The 17,826-nt window shown below is 69.3% G+C and carries 13 protein-coding genes; 4 read left to right on the top strand and 9 right to left on the bottom strand.

Features of this window, described 5'->3' with window-relative positions; translation table 11 throughout:
* Nucleotides 1-223 precede the first annotated feature (223 nt).
* Nucleotides 224-697: a hypothetical protein gene (locus ON26_RS23050; RefSeq protein ID WP_051027401.1), complete on the top strand. Its 474-nt coding sequence runs from the start codon at nt 224-226 to the stop codon at nt 695-697.
* Nucleotides 698-841: 144 nt separating this feature from the next.
* On the opposite strand, the gene purH is transcribed toward ON26_RS23050, so the two are convergent.
* The 6 genes from purH to sucC all read right to left on the bottom strand — a co-directional run bounded on the left by purH (nt 842) and on the right by sucC (nt 8,602).
* Nucleotides 842-2,419, bottom strand: coding sequence for a bifunctional phosphoribosylaminoimidazolecarboxamide formyltransferase/IMP cyclohydrolase (purH, locus tag ON26_RS23055; protein ID WP_040798464.1), 1,578 nt, complete (start codon nt 2,417-2,419; stop codon nt 842-844).
* Nucleotides 2,416-3,090, bottom strand: a complete 675-nt coding sequence (gene purN, locus ON26_RS23060; protein ID WP_040798466.1) for a phosphoribosylglycinamide formyltransferase — start codon at nt 3,088-3,090, stop codon at nt 2,416-2,418. The genes purH and purN overlap by 4 nt, the downstream gene beginning before the upstream one ends.
* A 135-nt stretch (nt 3,091-3,225) precedes the next feature.
* Nucleotides 3,226-4,995, bottom strand: a complete 1,770-nt coding sequence (locus tag ON26_RS33555; protein WP_040798468.1) for a cell division protein PerM — start codon at nt 4,993-4,995, stop codon at nt 3,226-3,228.
* Between the two features lie 145 nt (nt 4,996-5,140).
* A complete protein-coding gene (locus ON26_RS23070) occupies nt 5,141-6,223 on the bottom strand; it encodes a DUF5336 domain-containing protein (protein WP_040798469.1) in 1,083 nt (360 codons plus the stop codon).
* 272 nt (nt 6,224-6,495) lie between these two features.
* Nucleotides 6,496-7,410 carry a succinate--CoA ligase subunit alpha gene (gene sucD / locus ON26_RS23075; RefSeq protein WP_040798471.1) on the bottom strand — a complete coding sequence of 305 codons (915 nt, stop codon included), beginning with the start codon at nt 7,408-7,410 and terminating at the stop codon, nt 6,496-6,498.
* 25 nt (nt 7,411-7,435) lie between these two features.
* Nucleotides 7,436-8,602 (bottom strand): ADP-forming succinate--CoA ligase subunit beta, encoded by a 1,167-nt coding sequence (sucC, locus tag ON26_RS23080; RefSeq protein WP_040798474.1) that lies wholly within the window; start codon nt 8,600-8,602, stop codon nt 7,436-7,438.
* Nucleotides 8,603-9,451: 849 nt separating this feature from the next.
* Between sucC and ON26_RS35110 the strand changes: the two genes are divergently transcribed.
* Entirely contained in the window at nt 9,452-10,582 is a 1,131-nt protein-coding gene (locus ON26_RS35110) for a M23 family metallopeptidase (protein ID WP_373280957.1), read from the top strand.
* 142 nt (nt 10,583-10,724) lie between these two features.
* Here ON26_RS35110 and ON26_RS23090 read toward each other — a convergent pair whose 3' ends face one another.
* Together ON26_RS23090 and ON26_RS23095 are read right to left on the bottom strand one after the other, a co-directional pair.
* The gene (locus tag ON26_RS23090) at nt 10,725-11,153 is read right to left on the bottom strand and encodes a hypothetical protein (protein ID WP_040798477.1); all 429 of its coding nucleotides are present in this window, start codon (nt 11,151-11,153) and stop codon (nt 10,725-10,727) included.
* 82 nt (nt 11,154-11,235) lie between these two features.
* Nucleotides 11,236-13,824, bottom strand: coding sequence for a UvrD-helicase domain-containing protein (locus ON26_RS23095; RefSeq protein ID WP_040798479.1), 2,589 nt, complete (start codon nt 13,822-13,824; stop codon nt 11,236-11,238).
* A 313-nt stretch (nt 13,825-14,137) separates the two neighbouring features.
* Here ON26_RS23095 and ON26_RS23100 point away from each other — a divergent pair, with 313 nt between their 5' ends.
* On the top strand, nt 14,138-14,458 hold the full coding sequence (locus ON26_RS23100; RefSeq protein ID WP_040798543.1) for a chorismate mutase: 321 nt from the start codon (nt 14,138-14,140) through the stop codon (nt 14,456-14,458).
* 109 nt (nt 14,459-14,567) lie between these two features.
* Here the strand turns inward: ON26_RS23100 and ON26_RS23105 are convergent, their stop codons facing one another.
* Nucleotides 14,568-16,019 (bottom strand): NAD-dependent succinate-semialdehyde dehydrogenase, encoded by a 1,452-nt coding sequence (locus ON26_RS23105; RefSeq protein WP_040798481.1) that lies wholly within the window; start codon nt 16,017-16,019, stop codon nt 14,568-14,570.
* A gap of 156 nt (nt 16,020-16,175) precedes the next feature.
* On the opposite strand from ON26_RS23105, the gene pgi reads away from it, so the two are divergent.
* A complete protein-coding gene (pgi, locus tag ON26_RS23110; protein ID WP_040798544.1) occupies nt 16,176-17,813 on the top strand; it encodes a glucose-6-phosphate isomerase in 1,638 nt (545 codons plus the stop codon).
* Nucleotides 17,814-17,826 lie beyond the last annotated feature (13 nt).

Below are 17,826 nucleotides of genomic sequence, written 5' to 3' on the forward strand. Positions count from 1 at the left end.
TCGAATAATTCACAGCAGAGCATTCGACGAGCGATACGCGACGAAAGCTGGTGGCGCGCATCGACGCCGAATCTACAGTCCGGAAGCGATCACCGGAGCCTTTACGCGCACGGTTCGCGGAAAGTTCACTGTGGGCTTTCTCGCACCACGATGAGTGGCGACAATCCCGGTCCCGGCGTGGTATCACGGACAGCGCTGAGCGGGGCCCGGCTAGGCTGCAGACATGAATCGGAGGTCGAGTACTCGCCCCGTCCCGGCGCTGGTGGCCGCCGCCGTCACGCTCGTCCTCGTGACGACCGGATGCGGCTCCGGCGACGAATCCGGGCACGCCCCCGAACATTCGGGCACCGGTGCGGCGACGACGACGCGGAACGTCCCCACCGAGATACCCGAACCGCAGACAGCCACGGTCTTCACCCCGGATCCGACGATCGTCGACGCGCACCCGATCCCGTTCACCTCGTGGTCGCGGCTGGCACCCGACCGCATCGCGGTGAACATCCAGACCGGCACCCCGGAATGCTTCGGCGTGGACGTCAGCACCACCGAGACCGACAGCACCGTGACGGTCGAAGTGCGCTCGGGCAGGCGCGCGGACGCGGTCGACAAGATGTGCGTGATGATCGCCGTTTTCGGCTCGGTGGAGATCCCCCTGGACGCGCCGCTGGGTGATCGCCAGGTGCTCAGCGCGGCCTGAGAAAACAGCCGCGGGCCGACGGCGCGGGCCCTCTCCGGCGGCTACCGCCGCCCAGACGGCGAGTGGGGCGGTTCCCTCGGGAACCGCCCCACTCGTCGGGTCTTGCCGCGCGCCGCGGCTGATTCCGCGGCGTAGTGCTCCGGCTCAGTGCGCGAAGTGCCGCGAACCGGTCAGATACAGGGTGACCCCCGCTTCCTTGGCCAGATCGATGGTCTCCTGGTCGCGCACCGACCCGCCGGGCTGCACGATCGCGCGCACACCGGCCTGGATCAGTTGCTGCGGGCCGTCCGGAAACGGGAAGAACGCGTCCGACGCGGCGACCGAGCCCTTGGCGCGATCCCCGGCCCTGCGCACGGCCAGCTGCACCGCGTCGACCCGGTTGACCTGCCCCATGCCCACGCCCACCGACGCGCCGTCGGCGGCCAGCAGGATGGCATTGGACTTCACCGCGCGGCAGGCCACCCAGGCGAACGCGAGATCGGCGAGGGTCTGCTCGTCGGCGGCCTCGCCGGCCACCAGGGTCCAGTTCGCCGGGTCGTCGCCCTCGGCGTCGAGGATGTCGCGCTGCTGCAGCAGCGCGCCGCCGCTGATCGGGCGCAGCTCCACGCCCGCGCGCTGCGGCGGTTCGGCGATCAGGATGCGCACGTTCTTCTTGCGCTGCAGCACCTCCACCGCGCCGTGCGCGTACGAAGGGGCCACGATGACCTCGGTGAAGATGTCGGCGACCTGTTCGGCCAGCTCGACGGTGACCTCGCGGTTGACCGCGATGACGCCGCCGAAGGCACTCACCGGATCACAGGCGTGCGCCTTGCGGTGCGCCTCGGCCACATCGGCGCCGATCGCGATGCCACAGGGATTGGCGTGCTTGATGATCGCGACCGCGGGGCTGCTGTGGTCATAGGCGGCACGCCAGGCGGCATCGGCGTCGGTGTAGTTGTTGTACGACATCTCCTTGCCGTGCAACTGCTTCGCCTGCGCCAGGCCCGGCTGCCCGTCGGCGGTGTAGAGCGCCGCGGACTGGTGCGGATTCTCGCCGTAGCGCAGCACCGCCGCGCGCTCCCAGCTGCCGCCGATCCACGCCGGGTACGGGGTGCCGGGCGCCTCGCCCGCGGCCTCGGCCACGGCGGGCGCGCGCACGCCGGTCATCCAGCTCGCGACCGCCACATCGTAGGCGGCCGTGTGCTGGAAAGCCTTGGCCGCCAAGGCCGTGCGCTGAGCGAGCGTGAAACCGCCCGCGGTCACCGCCGACAGCACGTCGGCGTAATCACCGGAGTCGACGACCACGGCCACCGACGGGTGATTCTTCGCGGCCGCACGCACCATCGACGGGCCGCCGATATCGATCTGCTCGACGCACTCGTCCTCGCTCGCCCCGCTCGCCACGGTCTGGGTGAACGGGTAGAGGTTCACCACCACCAGCTCGAACGCCTCGACGCCCAGCTCGGTGAGCTGGTCCAGGTGCTCCTGCTTGCGGGTGTCGGCGAGGATGCCCGCGTGCACCCGCGGGTGCAGCGTCTTGACCCGGCCGTCCAGGGTCTCGGGGAAGCCGGTCAGCTCCTCGACCTTGGTCACGGGGACGCCGGCCTCCGCGATCTTGCCCGCGGTCGAACCGGTCGAGACCAGTTCCACGCCGGCGGCGTGCAGACCGGTCGCGAGCTCGACGAGCCCGGTCTTGTCGTAGACGCTCACCAGCGCCCTGCGGATCGGCTTGCGTTCAGTCACCGGTGCACCCGCTCATCTGGAATTACTGCCTTTCGTCCGTCGGAGACAATGCCTCGCGTGGCGACGGCGGCGACGACTTCCGCCAGCAACCGTCGTTCGACAACCTTGATGCGCTCGTGCAGGGTGCCCTCGTCGTCGCCGGGCAGCACCGGTACCGGTTCCTGCGCCAGGATCGGGCCGGTGTCGACACCCGCGTCGACCAGATGCACCGTCGAGCCGGTGACCCGCACTCCGTAGGCGAGCGCGTCGCGTACCCCGTGCGCGCCGGGGAAGGACGGCAGCAGCGCGGGATGGGTGTTGATGATGCGGCCGCCGAACCGGGTCAGGAAGGCCGGGCCGAGCAGCTTCATGAAGCCCGCGGACACCACCAGATCCGGATGGAAGGCGTCGACCTGCTCGGTCAGCGCGATATCCCAGGCGGCGCGATCGGCGTAATCGGGCAGCGCGACCCGGAAATGCGGCACGCCCGCGTCCTCGGCGTGACCGGTGGCCGCGCACTCGCGATCCACGCCGACGGCGACGATCTTCGCCGGATACCCGGGTTCGCCGGCCGCGTCGAGCAGGGAGCGCAGCAGCGATCCGGTGCCCGAGGCGAGCACTACGACGGTGGCCGGGGCCGCGGTCGGCACCCATGTGGCATACGAAGTCGTCAGGGGTCCACTCCTGCGTATCGATCGGGCGGCGGGGGAACGTCACCGCCGGTGATCAGCGTAGTCGGTGGCATGGACGGTCCCGACGACCGGTCCGCGGCGTGCCCCGGCGCGCGGTGGGGGCGGCGGGCAGCCCGCGCGTGCTCGACCGGGGGGCTACCGCGTGGCGTCGGGATCGACTACTTCGGCGTCGACGATATCGGCGTCCGGCTCCCGGCGCGGGCGGCTGACGGCGGGCGGATCATCGAGGACCTCGGCATCGATGGCGTCGGGATGGTCGCGGTCGGCGACCACGTCCCGCGCGGCGCGGCTGACAGCGCGGTCGTCCTCGGCGCCGCCGTCGTGCCCGTGCTCGTCGTACTCCTCGCCGCTGCGCGCATGGTCGTGGTCGTGCGCTTCGTCCTGGTCGTCGCGGTAGCGCTCGTCGTCGTAGTCGGCCTCGTAGTCGTCGTGCTCGTCGTCGTAGCGGTCCTCGTCGTCGTAGTGATCGTCATCCTCGTAATCGTCGTCGTAGTGCTCGTCCGCGTTGTCGTCGTCGTAGCGATCGTCGTCGTAGCGATCGTCGTCGTAGCGATCGTCGTCGTAGTGATCGTCGTCGTAGTGATCGTCGTCGTGGTCGGCCTCGCCGTCGCGGGCCCCGCCACCACGCCGGTCGTACTCGTCGTGATCGTCGAAGTAGTTGTCCCGGCCCGCGTGCGCGGCGCGGCGGTCCAGGAACAGCCGGGCCGCGATCAGTCCGATCCAGCCGGCGACCGAGAGGACGAGGAACGACGCGGCGGCCAGGGTGGACAGGCCGATGCCCACGTGTCCGAAGCCGCCCAGTTCGCCGCCCGCCAGGAGCGCGGCGCCGAGCACGACGAGCGTCGTCCCGCCGGCGCAGACGAGCACCGACCAGGGACGGGGGATCTCGTCGTCGCCGGTGCGCGCCAGGTCCAGACCCGTGATCACGCCGACAGCGGCGGGCACCGCCATCAGCAGCGGCCACCAGGCAACGGCCGGGCCGACCGGCAGCGCGGCCAGGACGGGCACCGCGGGCACCGGTCCGCCGGTCACCTCGAACAGACTGATGGAGGCCTCGCCGAACTGGACGGAGGCACCGAGCAGCATCGCGAGTGCGCCGACCACGACATTGGGCAGATAGACCAGCGAGAGCACCGTCAGGCCGAGTACGCCCCAGGCATCTCCCGCGCTCGCGTAGCCCTCACCCATGGCCGACCAGTGCGCGAGCAGCGACACCACGGTCACCGCCGTCGCGCAGGCGAGCAGTCGCAGCGCGGTGCGCCCGGAGCAGCGCAGACCGGTCACCACCCAATCGGGCAGCCGCAACAGATCGATTACGCGCGGGACCTCGCGGCTCACGATCCCCGCGGCCGCCGCCACCAGATGCAGCGCGAGCACCCAGCCGAAGGCGGCCAGCGCGTTCGGCGACCGCACCGGCAGGATCCCGGACGCGTCCTCGACCACCGCCAGGCAGACCGCGGTCACCAGCAGCGGCCCGCCGAGCGCCGCGCCGACCAGCCAGCCCAGATCGGCGCGAGAACTGTCCGGCAGCATGGCGCGGGCGCATTCGCGCGCTGCCGCCCACATCAGGACGAGAGTGGGCAGCAGTGGCAGCAGGCCGAGCGTGGTCTTGCCGATCACCAGCGGAACCTGATGCATCGCAAGCCAGCTCGCGGCGATCGCCGCGGAGGTGCCCGCCATGCCGTCACCGGAAGTGAGCAGAGTGAGCAGCACCAACACCGCGATCACCAGCATCGCCTGCGCCGCCGGGCGCACCGCGACGAGCAGCAGCACCCGGGCCCGTTCGGGGGTCAGCGACAGGAATCCCGGCTCGTAGATCTCCTCCCGCCCGCTACGCACGGGCTGCTCCGGCTTCCCGGGAGGTTCCCCGGTCCAGCGGACGAGCGAGTTTCTGGGTGAGCTCATGGGAATTCAGCGTGGCAGCCTTCGCGACGGGATCGGGGCAGGCGCGCCGCGAGCACCCGCCCTGGGAACGGGCCGGGTGCTCGCGGTGTACTTCTTCGACCGATCTGGTTCGGTACCAGGTATTTCGGGGGTGTACTCCGACGACCTACTTGTTGTTGTCGTCGGAGGGCCGGAACGCCGTGGTGGCGTCCTGAGCCGGGTCGCTGCCGGTCTCACCGCCGAACGGCTGGCCCTGCTGCTGACCGGCCTGCGGGGCCGAGGGCTGCTGACCGTAACCTGCGCCGTACTGCTGCCCCGGCTGGCCGCCGTAGTGCTGGGTCGCGCTCTCGTCGGGACGCGGCTGCGCACCGCTGGCGTACGGCGAGGACTGCTGCGGCGCACCGTATCCCGGCTGCTGGCCGTAGCCGGCCTGCTGCCCGGGCTGCCCCTGCTGGCCGTAGCCCGGCTGACCGTACGGCGAGGCGGCCTGCTGGCCGGGCTGGCTCTGACCATAGGGCGACTGCTGCGCCGGGTACTGCGCGCCGGAGGCGTAACCGGGCTGCTGCTGACCGTAGCCCTGCTGGCCGTAGCCCTGCTGGCCGTACTGGCTCTGCTGACCGTACTGCTGGCCCTGCTGACCGTAGGACGGCGAACCGTAACCACCCTGCTGGCCGGGGAAGCCACTTTGCTGGCCTGCGGGCTGAGCGGGCTTGGGAGCGGGCGGCTTCAGAATGCCGGCATCGAAGAGGACCACCGCGACCGCGAGCGCGGTCTGCACCAACGCCAGGAAGATCAGCACCCAGGCGCCGAACTTCGTGCCGTAGCCCTCCGGCAGCGAGATCACCTGGAACACCAGCGCCAGGAAACCGGCGGCCGCGGCCGCGGCGGCCACGCCCTTCCAATCATGCTTCGGCAGCAGCGAAAGCCCGGCGAGCAGACCGGCGAACAGAAGCAGGGCGAGCAGACCGGCCATGCCCATCGCGAAGGCGGACTGCGAGTCACCGGTGATGGTGGCGCCGTTGAACGAATTGGTGATCTCCGGCTGAGCGAACGGCAGGAAACCGAGCAGGAAGTTGAGGACACCCAGCGCGGCGACTCCGACCAGCAGGAAGAACGGAAGCCCCTTGGCCGCCGCGCCGGCGGCGCTCGCACCGGCGCCTGCACCGGTCGGCTGGCCGGGGCCGGGTGCGGAAGGTGCGGAGGGCGTCCCGGGTGTGTTGTACCCGGAGCCCCCGGTCGGGTAGGACATGTCGTCGTCTCCTCGGTCGAGTCGTGTACTTCGGCTGGATTTCTTTTGACGCTACTGCACGAGCCCGCGCCGGTCATCCTCACCTGAGCGGGTCGCGACCGTGTACCGAAGCGGAAGGACCGCCTTCCGGTTACCCGAAAAGCGGTCCCTCAACGTTGTTCATCCGATCGAGTCCGATCGGTTCTCGACTGTAGATCAGGCGGTGTCCGATGTGCCTGATCGCGGCGGCCTGCGGGGTGACGCTTCGCTACCGCCTCCGGCCGCTGACCCGATCAGGCGGTGATCGACGCCTGCTCCAGGATCTCGCGCGCCAGGGCGGCGGTCTCCGAAGGAGTCTTGCCGACCTTGACGCCCGCGGCCTCGAGCGCGTCCTTCTTGGCCTGGGCGGTGCCCGAGGAGCCGGACACGATGGCGCCCGCGTGGCCCATGGTCTTGCCCTCCGGCGCGGTGAAGCCCGCGACGTAGCCGACGACCGGCTTGGTGACGTTGGCCTGGATGTAGGCCGCGGCCCGCTCCTCGGCGTCGCCGCCGATCTCGCCGATCATGACGATGAGCTTGGTCTCGGGGTCCTTCTCGAACGCCTCGATGGCATCGATGTGGGTGGTGCCGATGACCGGGTCGCCGCCGATGCCGATGGAGGTCGAGAAGCCGAAATCGCGCAGCTCGTACATCATCTGGTAGGTCAGCGTGCCCGACTTCGAGACCAGGCCGATCGGGCCCTTGCCGGTGATGTTGGCCGGGGTGATGCCGACCAGCGCCTCGCCGGGGGTGATGATGCCGGGGCAGTTGGGGCCGATGATCCGGGTCTTGTTGCCCTTCTCGACGTTGTAGGCCCAGGCGTAGGCGGTGTCCTGCACCGGGATGCCCTCGGTGATCACCACGAGCAGCGGGATCTCCGCGTCGATGGCCTCGATGATGGCGTCCTTGGCGAACTTCGGCGGCACGAACGCGATGGACACATCGGCGCCGGTCTCCTTGATGGCCTCGGCGACGGTGCCGAACACCGGCAGCTCGACGGCGTTGCCGTCCTTGTCGGTGTGCGACACGGTGGTGCCGGCCTTGCGGGCGTTGACGCCACCGACGACCTGGGTGCCGGCCTTGAGCATGAGGGCGGTGTGCTTGGTGCCCTCACCGCCGGTGATGCCCTGGACGATGACCTTGGAGTCCTTGTTCAGGAAGATAGACATGAGATTCGGTCCTTACTCGTCCGCGTCAGCGGGCGGCTGCCAGTTCGGCGGCCTTGTCGGCGCCTTCGTCCATTGTCTGAGCCAGCGTCACCAGCGGGTGCGCGGCGTCGGCCAGAATCTGCCTGCCTTCGTCGACGCGGTTGCCGTCGAGACGCACGACCAGGGGCTTGTTCGCGTCGTCGCCCAGGATCTCGAGCGCCTTGACGATGCCGTTGGCGACGGCGTCACACGCGGTGATGCCACCGAAGACGTTCACGAACACGCTCTTGACCTGCGCGTCGTTGAGGATGACGTCGAGACCGGCGGCCATCACCTCGGCCGAGGCGCCGCCACCGATGTCGAGGAAGTTGGCCGGCTTCACGCCGCCGTGGTTCTCACCGGCGTAGGCGACGACGTCCAGGGTCGACATGACCAGGCCCGCGCCGTTGCCGATGATGCCGACCTCGCCGTCGAGCTTGACGTAGTTGAGGTCGTTCTGCTTGGCCTTGAGCTCCAGCGGATCGGTGGCGTCGATGTCCGCGAACTCGTCGTGCTCCGGATGCCGGAACGAGGCGTTCTCGTCCAGCGTCACCTTGCCGTCGAGGGCGAGGATCTCGTCCTGCGGGGTGCGCACCAGCGGGTTGACCTCGACCAGGGTGGCGTCTTCGGCGACGAAGACCTCCCACAGCTTCTGGATGGTCACCGCGGCGGAGTCGAGCACCTCGGCGGGCAGGTGGCCCTGCTCGGCGATGGAGCGGGCGAACGCCAGGTCGACACCCTTGACGGCGTCCACGGCGACCTTGGCCAGGCGGTCCGGCTTGGTGGCGGCGACCTCTTCGATCTCCATGCCGCCCTCGACCGAGCACATGGCCAGGTAGGTGCGGTTGGCGCGATCGAGCAGGAAGGAGATGTAGTACTCCTCGGCGATGTCCTTCGCCTCGGCAACCAGGATCTTCTTCGTGACGTGGCCCTTGATGTCCAGGCCGATGATGTTCTGCGCGTGGGTGAACGCGTCCTCCGGGGTGGCGGCGTACTTCACGCCACCGGCCTTACCGCGGCCACCGACCTTGACCTGGGACTTGATCATCACCGGCTTGCCGATTTCCTCCGCGATGGCGCGGGCGTCCTCGGCCGTGTCCGTGACGCGGCCTTCGGACGAAGGCACTCCGTGCTTAACGAAGAGCTCCTTCGCCTGATATTCGAAGAGATCCATGTACTCACCATCTCGTCTGCGTTGCTATGACAACGTCTTTGTTGGCGGCCCGACGTCGGAAGCGGGTCGGGTCGGACTCTAACCAGTCACATGGAGGGCCAATCGGCCACGTTCATCCTAAGTGGCGCAGGTCACGAACCATGGGCCGGGGGCGATAAAACCGCTGGCCAACACTACTGACGAGTAGCTTGTCGGCGTGCGGCCAGGTAGAGCGGCTCTACCGGAGGCCCGAGCGAAACCCCGGCGTGGGGGTGGCGGGCATTCTCACGACAATGCCCGAAACGCCGTGAGATATTCCGTTGCGATACGGTGATGAATCTCACATGCCGGGAGAGAAACGGCGCAGCGCTTGCGACCGACGCAATTGCTTCGTTACCGTCATGCAGTCGATGTCACAACTAGGTCACGACTCCCCTGTTCCAGAGGATGAGGAGGACGGCAAGCCTTGATGCAGCACAGCGCTCCGCAAGCGGTGAGCCGTCCGATCGAGACACCCCCGACATCGTTCACCTGCCGTTTCATCGGCACAGTGACCAACTCCCGCTTCACGATGTGGTACTGCCGATGAGTAATCGCTCGACCCTTACCGAACTCGCAGCGGGCGCTTTCGCCTCCGGTCCACGCTCGCGCTCCGGTCACCGCTATCGCGACGACGATCAGCCCTTCATGCCTGCTGCCGCACCGTTGCCCCCCTCGACGGACCAGCACCCCGCGAATCACCATGCCGCGCCCGCAGCCGGCGCCGGATTCGGCGCGCACGCCGCGGGCAACGCCGGCTGGGACGAAACCGCGGCCTGGAGCCGGGCGGGCGGCGCGTGGAACGAGGACACCACCTGGGACAACGGCACGGTGTGGCAGCAGGCTTCCGCCCACCGCGGGCCGGAAGCCCCGGATGCCTCCGCGTGGAATCAGGATTCCGAAGCGTGGAACAACGATTCCGCCTGGAACGACGGCGCGGCCTGGAACCAGAACGACGGCGCGACCTGGCACCAGCAGAGTTCCTGGAACAACGGAAGCGCTTGGGGCACAACCGAAACCGCGGATTCCGACGCGGGCTGGAACCAGGGCGAAGCGAGCCAGTGGCAGGGCACCTGCGACAGCGACGCCTGGGCCCGCCAGTCGCAGTGGAACCCCGGGAACGAGAGCGGCTGGACCGACGACGAGGGCGATGACGACCGCTCGGGCAACGCCCCGGCCGCCACCCCCGCCGCGCCCGCTTTCATCCCCGGCCGGGGCACCGCCCGGCGCGGCGGCGCACACCGTGTGCCCGCCCCGCCCGGATCGCTCAAGGGTCGTGCCGCCGTCGTCGCCGTGGCCGCGGGCGCCGTGGTCGCCGCGGGCCAGGCCGCGATGGCCGACCCCGGTCAGCCGTCCCAGACCCTCGACTACGAAGCCGCAGGCCAGATCCACGAGATCGCCGCGCAGTCGATGAGCCTGGAGGACCCGAACAACTCCTCCGCCTCGCCGCAGGTCCTCAACGTCGCCGCGCCCTCGAATCTGTCGCAGTTCAACGAGATCCTGGAGAACGGCCGTAAGTACGCCGAGGAACTGGCTGCCGCCGAGGCCGCCAAACTGCGGCCGCTGTTCGCCCAGTTCACCTACGGCAACTTCACTTCGGGCTACGGCGCCCGCTGGGGCGTCCAGCACCTCGGTGTCGACATCGCCGCGCCCATCGGCACCCCGATCTACGCCGTTGCCGACGGTACCGTGATCGACGCGGGCCCGGCCTCCGGCTTCGGCATGTGGGTGCGGATCAAGCACGAGGACGGTACGGTCACCGTCTACGGCCACGTCGACACCGCGACCGTCTCGGTCGGCGAGTACGTGATGGCGGGCGATCAGATCGCCACGGTCGGCAACCGCGGCTTCTCGACCGGCCCGCACGTGCACTTCGAGGTCTGGCTCAACGGCAACGACAAGGTGGACCCGCTGCCCTGGCTGGCCAGCCGCGGCATCTCCCTCGGCCAGTACCGCGGCTGATCGTCGTAGCCACCACCGGAGACCATCGAACACCCCGGAGCTCACCGAGCCCGGGGTGTTTCGCATCCGGCCGGTGATGCTGCCCTCGGCTCGCCGGAAGCAGCGGCTCACCGCGAACGGTTCGGATCAGGGGCCGTTCACCTCAGGGCGCGGCGACGATCGCGAGCCCGATCAACGCGACGACTTTGACCACCTCGAGCGCCACGTAGTAGTAGTGCACCGTCGAGCGCGGCAGGTCCTCCCCCGCCGCCAGCACCTGGTTCGAGCGCCGGGTCAGCGGCGGCCGGATCACCACGAGCTGGACCGCGAGCACGACCACCGCGACACCGAGCCAGATCCACACCGAGGCCGACGGCCCCAGCACCACGCAGGCGAGCAGGAGCAGCGCCGCCCACACGGTTTCGGCGGTGTTCAAGGCTTGGAACACGATCCGGCCGATACCGAGCCCGAGCGGCACCGTCACCCCCGGCGCCCGGAACTTCAGGGGCGCCTCGAGGAACGAGATGGCCAGCACCATCCCCAGCCACAGCATCGGAAGAAACCAGACCAGATGTTGCGCGAAGCTGTCCACGCCTCGACGCTACCCAGTGGTCCCGTGCGGGGGGAAGAGGCCCGAGACCGGGCCGAACGGCTCTTGCGCCACCCGGCCGGGCTCAGAGCTTGACCAGCGTCCTGCTGTGCTGCGGGATGAGCCGGACCCGGCCCACGTCTCCGCCGAAATCGATGGTCACGGTCTGCATCGTCCCGACATTGTCCACGGCGATCACGCGGCCGAGCCCGTACTTGTCGTCGCTGACCCGATCACCCACGGCGAGAACCAGATTCGAGGTGGCGCGCGACTTGCCCGGCGCGGGCCTGGCCGGTCCACGACGCGTTCCGCCGCGCGACTCCGGCCAGCCGTCACCGCGCGTCCAGTCCCGCTCCATGCCGTCGGTGTCCCCGCGCCGGCGCATCCCGGGTGAGTTCGCGGGTTCCAGCCTGCGCCAGTCCATCAGGTGGCCGGGAATTTCCTGCAGGAACCGCGATTCCGGATTCGACACCGGCTGCCCCCAGCCCGAGCGGACCACCGCGCGGGTCAAGTACAGACGCTGCCTGGCGCGGGTGATGCCCACGTAGGCGAGCCTGCGCTCCTCGGCCAGTTCGGCCGGGTCGCCGAGCGCGCGCATATGCGGGAACTGCCCGTCCTCCCAGCCGGTCACGAAGACCACCGGGAACTCCAGGCCCTTGGCGGTGTGCAGGGTCATCATGGTGACCACGCCGGACCCCTCGTCGGGAATCTGGTCGGCGTCGGCGACCAGCGAGACGCGCTCCAGGAACGCCGCCAGCGACCCTGGATCGGGCTCACCCTCCCCCTGCTCGGGCAGCAGCCCCTCTTCACGCGCCGCGACCGCGTCGTCGTAGGCGCCCGCGCTGAATTCGCGTGCCACGCTGACCAATTCGTTCAGATTGTCCAGGCGAGCGCCGTCCTGCGGGTCGTCGGATGCCTCCAGTTCGGCGCGATAGCCGGTGCGGTCGAGCACCGCTTCCACGACCGCGCCCACATCGGGGAAGTCGGCGTCCGGTTGTTCGCCCGCCGCCCTGATCTCCCCGAGCAGTTCGAGGAATCCGGCGATGGCGCGTTGGGCGCGCGTGTTCAGCAACGCCACCTTGCCCTCGGCGGCATCGCGCAGCGCCGCGGCGAAACTCAGCCCGCGCTGTTCGGCGTGCACGGCCACGCAGGCTTCCGCACGGTCGCCGATGCCGCGGCGGGGGGTGTTGAGGATGCGGCGCATGCTGACCGCGTCGTCGGGGTTCTCCAGCACCCGCAGGTAGGCGACGATGTCGCGGACCTCTTTGCGCTCGTAGAACCGCACGCCACCGACCAGCTTGTACGGCAGGCCCAGGCGGATGAAGGTCTCCTCCAGCGCCCGGGAGTTGTTGTTGGTGCGGTAGAAGACCGCGACATCGTTGTAGCTCGCCTCGCCGGCGTCGACCAGGCGATCGATCTCACGGGCGACGAACGCGGCCTCGTCGTGCTCGTTGTCGGCGACATATCCGACGATCGGCTCGCCTTCGCCCGAATCGGTCCACAGCCGCTTCTCACGCCTGCCCTGATTGCGGGTGATGACCGCGTTGGCGGCGGAGAGAATGTTCTGCGTGGAGCGGTAGTTCTGCTCCAGCAGGATCGTCTCCGCGTCCGGGAAATCGCGCTCGAACTCCTCGATATTGCGGATGGTGGCGCCGCGGAAGGCGTAGATCGACTGGTCGGCGTCGCCCACCACGCACAGTTCACTCGGCGGCACGGTGTGCTCGTCCGCGGCCTGGTCCCCGGTCTTCGGCGCGAGCCCGACCAGTTCCCTGATCAGCACGTACTGCGCGTGATTGGTGTCCTGGTACTCGTCGACGAGCACATGCCGGAAGCGGCGGCGGTAATACTCGGCGACCTGGGGATGGTTCTGCAGCAACGCGACGGTCTCGCCGATGAGGTCGTCGAAGTCCATCGCGTTGGCCGCGCGGAGCCTGGCCTGGTACTCGGCGTAGACACGGGCGACCAGGACGGGCAACTCGGAATCGGCGGACCCGGCGGCCTCGGCGGCGGCCCGGTCCGGGTCGATCAGCTCGTTCTTGAGGTTGGAGATGGCGGTGGCCAGCAGGCGCGCGGAGTACTTCTTGGCGTCGATCTCGAGGTCGCGGCTGATCATGGTCAGCAGACGGCGCGAATCGTCGGCGTCGTAGATCGAGAAGTTGGAGTTCAGGCCGGGCAGCAGGGCGGCCTGGGTGCGCAGGATCCGCACGCAGCTGGAGTGGAAGGTCGAGACCCACATGGTGGCCGCGCGCGGGCCGACCAGCCCGGCCACGCGCTCACGCATCTCGGCGGCGGCCTTGTTGGTGAAGGTGATCGCCAGGACCTGGCCGGGCGACACATCGCGGGCGGCCAGCAGGTAGGCGATGCGCCGGGTGAGCACGGCGGTCTTGCCCGATCCGGCGCCTGCCACGATCAGCAGCGGCGCACCCGCGTGCACGACCGCGGCCCGCTGTTGCGGATTGAGCCCGTCGAGCAGCTTCTCCACCCGGTCGGCGCGCTGCTGTTCCCGCTCGGCGCGCCACCGCGTCTGCTCCTCGGAGGGCCGCTCCTCGGCATGCCTGCGGGCCAGCTCGTCGGCGCGCTGTTGGGCACGCTCGGCCAGTGTGCGACCGGTAGAGTTCGGTTGGGGAGCGCCCGTCTGGGGAGCTGTCGTCTGGGGAGCCGCCGTCATGTCCATTGCCCGTCCACGCTACCGGCGGACACCGACAGGCGCGACGCCCCGTCCCCTCCGCAGCGGGTGCTCGACGAATTTGCAAAATGACATGTTTTGCATTGTTCGGAAGCCATGGCAGACTGGCCGACGCGTATCGGTTCGGCCACGATGCGTCCGTGTTGACGGTTCGGCGGCGACCGAGATCACGCATCCGGTGGCTGAGCGCGTACTACTGGGGGGAGTATGGAACCCGCCAGGTCTGTTTCACGGTGAAAGAACGGGTCGGTAACGCGCAACACACGCGCGCCGATCCACGTTCTGACACGAGGAGATGAATATGAGCACCCCTGCCACGACCACCGGGTCGGATGCGGCGCAGCCGCCCACCGGGTCCGACTCGGCACTGCCGCAGTCAGAGGCGGAGATCGACAAACTCCGTAAGGAGATCGACCGGCTCGACGCGGAGATCCTCGCCGCCATCAAGCGCCGCACCGAGATCTCCCGCCTCATCGGCCGCACCCGGATGGCCTCGGGTGGCCCGCGCCTGGTGCACAGCCGCGAGATGAAGGTGCTGGAGCGCTTCAGCGAGCTGGGTCAGGAAGGCCACACCCTCGCCATGCTGCTGCTGCGTCTGGGCCGCGGCCGTCTCGGCAGGTAGCAACCACGAACTCACGCACGAGGGTCGCGGTCCGTATCGGACTGCGACCCTCGATTCGTGGGCGGTGCTGTGCCGTCCGAACGGCGGGTATCGCCTCGTGGACGGGCGCTCAGAGCGCGATGTACTTCGTGGACAGATACTCCTCGATGCCTTCGAAACCGCCCTCCCGGCCGAAGCCGGATTCCTTGACGCCGCCGAACGGCGCGGCCGGGTCGGAGATGACGCCCCGATTCACCCCAACCATGCCCGTTTCCAGCCCCTCGGCGATCCGCAGCGCGCGATCCAGATCACGGGTGTAGACGTAGGCCACCAGCCCGTAACGGGTGTCGTTCGCGGCGGCCAGGCCCTGGTCCTCGGTGTCGAAGGTGACGATCGGCGCCACCGGCCCGAAGACCTCCTCGTCGAGGATGCGGGCCTTCTCCGGCACCTGGTCGAGCACCGTGGCCGGGTAGAAACAGCCCGCACCGCCCGGCGCCGAACCACCGAGCCGGACCCGAGCGCCGAGCGCGACCGCGTCCTCGACCAGATCGGTGACGGTGGCCAGCTGGTCGGCGTTGATCAACGGCCCCAGCGTGGTCTCCGGGTCCGCACCCGGCCCCATCCGCACCGAGTCCCGCACCGCCGCCACGAACTTGTCGATGAACTCCTCGGCCACCGCGCTGTGCACGTGGAACCGGTTGGCCGCCGTGCACGCCTCGCCTCCGTTGCGGAGCTTGGCCAGCACCGCGCCCTGCACCGCGGCGTCGACATCGGCGTCGTCGAACACCACGAAGGGCGCATTGCCGCCGAGTTCCATCGAGGTGCGCAGCAGCTTGCCCGCGGACTGCTCCACCAGCTTCTTGCCGACCTCGGTGGAGCCGGTGAAGGTCAGCTTGCGCAGCCGCGGGTCGTCGAGCAGCGCGCCGGTGACCGCCCCGGAACGCTTGGTCGTGATCACCGAGAGCACCCCGTCGGGCAGACCGGCCTCCGAGCACAGCCGGGCGAGCAGCAGCATGGTCAACGGCGTCTCGGAAGCGGGCTTGACGATCATGGTGCATCCCGCGGCCAGCGCCGGGCCGATCTTGCGGGTGCCCATGGCCAGCGGGAAGTTCCACGGCGTGATGGCCAGCGCGGGCCCCACCGGCTGCTTGTGCACGATGATTCGCCCGGTCCCCGAGGGTGCGTGCTGGTAGCGGCCGTGCACCCGCACCGCCTCCTCGCTGAACCAGCGGAAGAACTCCGCGCCGTAGCGCACCTCGTTGCGGCTCTCCGGCAGCGCCTTACCCATTTCCAGGGTCATCAGCAGGGCGAATTCCTCCGCTCGCGCGGTGATCGCCTCGAACACCGCGCGCAGGATCTCGCCGCGCTCGCGGGCGGAGGTGGCCGCCCATTCGGACTGGACCGCTGTCGCGGCGTCGAGAGCGCGCAGCGCGTCGTCCGGGGTGGCGTCGGCGACTTCGGTGATCACCTCCCCGGTGGCGGGATTGTGCACGGGGAAGGTGGCGCCGCCGGTGGCATCGACGGGTCCGCCGATCCACAGTCGCGTCGGGACGAATTCGAGTAGTTCGCGTTCGGACACCATGACGCCAGCCTAGACAGCTCGGGCTTCGGGAGACTGTGGCTTCGCACGGGGATTTCACCTCGATTCGCACCGTTGTCCCTGTCCATGGCCCGTCGTCGCCGCCGCCGGTGAGCATTGCCCGTGCATGCCCGGGCGGCTATGAGTAACCTCGGCGGCGTGAGCAGCGACATCACCGCATCGGCGGCCTGGCGGAAACTGCACGATCATCACGGCGTTCTCGCGCGACGGCACCTGAGGGAGCTGTTCGCCGAGGACCCGGAGCGCGGCCGCGAGCTGGCGATACGGGTCGGCGACCTGCACATCGACTACAGCAAGCATCGCGTCACCCGCGAAACCCTCGCACTGCTGGTCGAATTGGCGCACGAGGCGCAGGTCCCCGAGCACCGCGACGCCATGCTCGCGGGCGCCCATATCAACACCTCGGAGAACCGGGCCGTCGGCCATGTGGCGCTGCGCCTGCCCGAGGGCGAGTCGCTGCGCATCGACGGCGAGGACGCCGGCGAGCAGGTGCACGAAGTCCTGCGCCGCATGGGCGAATTCACCGACGCGCTGCGTTCGGGACAGTGGCGCGGCGCGACCGGCGAGCGCATTCGCACGGTGGTGAACATCGGCATCGGCGGCTCCGATCTCGGCCCGGTCATGGTCTACCAAGCGCTGCGCCACTACGCCGACGCGGGCATCGCCGCGCGCTTCGTCTCCAATGTCGACCCCGCCGATCTCATCGCCGAACTCGACGGCTTGGATCCGGCGACCACATTGTTCATCGTGGCGTCCAAGACATTCTCGACGCTGGAAACCCTCACCAACGCCACCGCGGCCCGTCGCTGGCTGGTTGCCGCACTCGGCGAGGAGGCGGTGGCGAAGCATTTCGTCGCGGTCTCCACCAATGCCGAGCGGGTAGTGGCCTTCGGCATCGACATCGCGCACATGTTCGGCTTCTGGGACTGGGTCGGCGGCCGCTACTCGGTCGATTCGGCCATCGGCCTGTCCGTGATGGCGACCATCGGCAAGGAGCGCTTCGCCGAATTCCTTGCGGGCATGCACACCGTGGACACCCACTTCGCCACCGCGCCGCTGGCGGCCAACGCCCCGGTCCTGCTCGCCCTCCTCGGCGTCTGGTACTCGAACTTCTTCGGCGCCGAATCCCGGGCGGTGCTGCCCTATTCGAACGATCTCGCCCGATTCCCCGCCTATCTGCAACAGCTGACCATGGAGTCCAACGGCAAGTCCGTGCGCGCCGACGGCACCCCCGTGACCACCTCCACCGGCGAGATCTTCTGGGGCGAGCCGGGCACCAACGGCCAGCACGCCTTCTACCAGCTGCTGCACCAGGGCACCCGGCTCATCCCCGCCGACTTCATCGGATTCGCCCGCCCCACCGACGATCTCCCGACCGCCGACGGCACCGGCAGCATGCACGACGTGCTGATGAGCAACCTGTTCGCCCAGACCAAGGTGCTCGCCTTCGGCAAGACCGCCGAGGAGATCGCCGCCGAGGGCGCCGACCCGAAGGTCGTCCCGCACAAGGTGATGCCCGGCAACCGCCCCAGCACCACCATCCTCGCCCCGCAGCTCACGCCGTCGGTGGTCGGCCAGCTCATCGCCCTGTACGAGCACCAGGTGTTCGTGGAGGGAACCATCTGGGGCATCGACAGTTTCGATCAGTGGGGCGTGGAGCTGGGCAAGCAGCAGGCCCTCGCCCTGGCCCCGCTGCTGTCCGCCGCCGAGGATCCCGAGCCCCAGGACGACTCCTCCACCGACGCCCTCATCCGCTGGTACCGCGAACACCGCTGAGCCTGGCCTGTTC

Source organism: Nocardia higoensis NBRC 100133 (assembly GCF_000308595.1).
Taxonomy (GTDB): Bacteria; Actinomycetota; Actinomycetes; order Mycobacteriales; family Mycobacteriaceae; genus Nocardia; species Nocardia higoensis.

Coding starts and splice junctions, on each gene's coding strand:
- ON26_RS23070 (WP_040798469.1), bottom strand. CDS start 6,223: ATGTCCTACCCGACCGGGGGCTCCGGGTACAACACACCCGGGACGCCC.
- ON26_RS23105 (WP_040798481.1), bottom strand. CDS start 16,019: ATGGTGTCCGAACGCGAACTACTCGAATTCGTCCCGACGCGACTGTGG.
- sucD (WP_040798471.1), bottom strand. CDS start 7,410: ATGTCTATCTTCCTGAACAAGGACTCCAAGGTCATCGTCCAGGGCATC.
- sucC (WP_040798474.1), bottom strand. CDS start 8,602: ATGGATCTCTTCGAATATCAGGCGAAGGAGCTCTTCGTTAAGCACGGA.
- ON26_RS23100 (WP_040798543.1), top strand. CDS start 14,138: ATGAGCACCCCTGCCACGACCACCGGGTCGGATGCGGCGCAGCCGCCC.
- ON26_RS23050 (WP_051027401.1), top strand. CDS start 224: ATGAATCGGAGGTCGAGTACTCGCCCCGTCCCGGCGCTGGTGGCCGCC.
- ON26_RS23095 (WP_040798479.1), bottom strand. CDS start 13,824: ATGGACATGACGGCGGCTCCCCAGACGACAGCTCCCCAGACGGGCGCT.
- ON26_RS33555 (WP_040798468.1), bottom strand. CDS start 4,995: ATGAGCTCACCCAGAAACTCGCTCGTCCGCTGGACCGGGGAACCTCCC.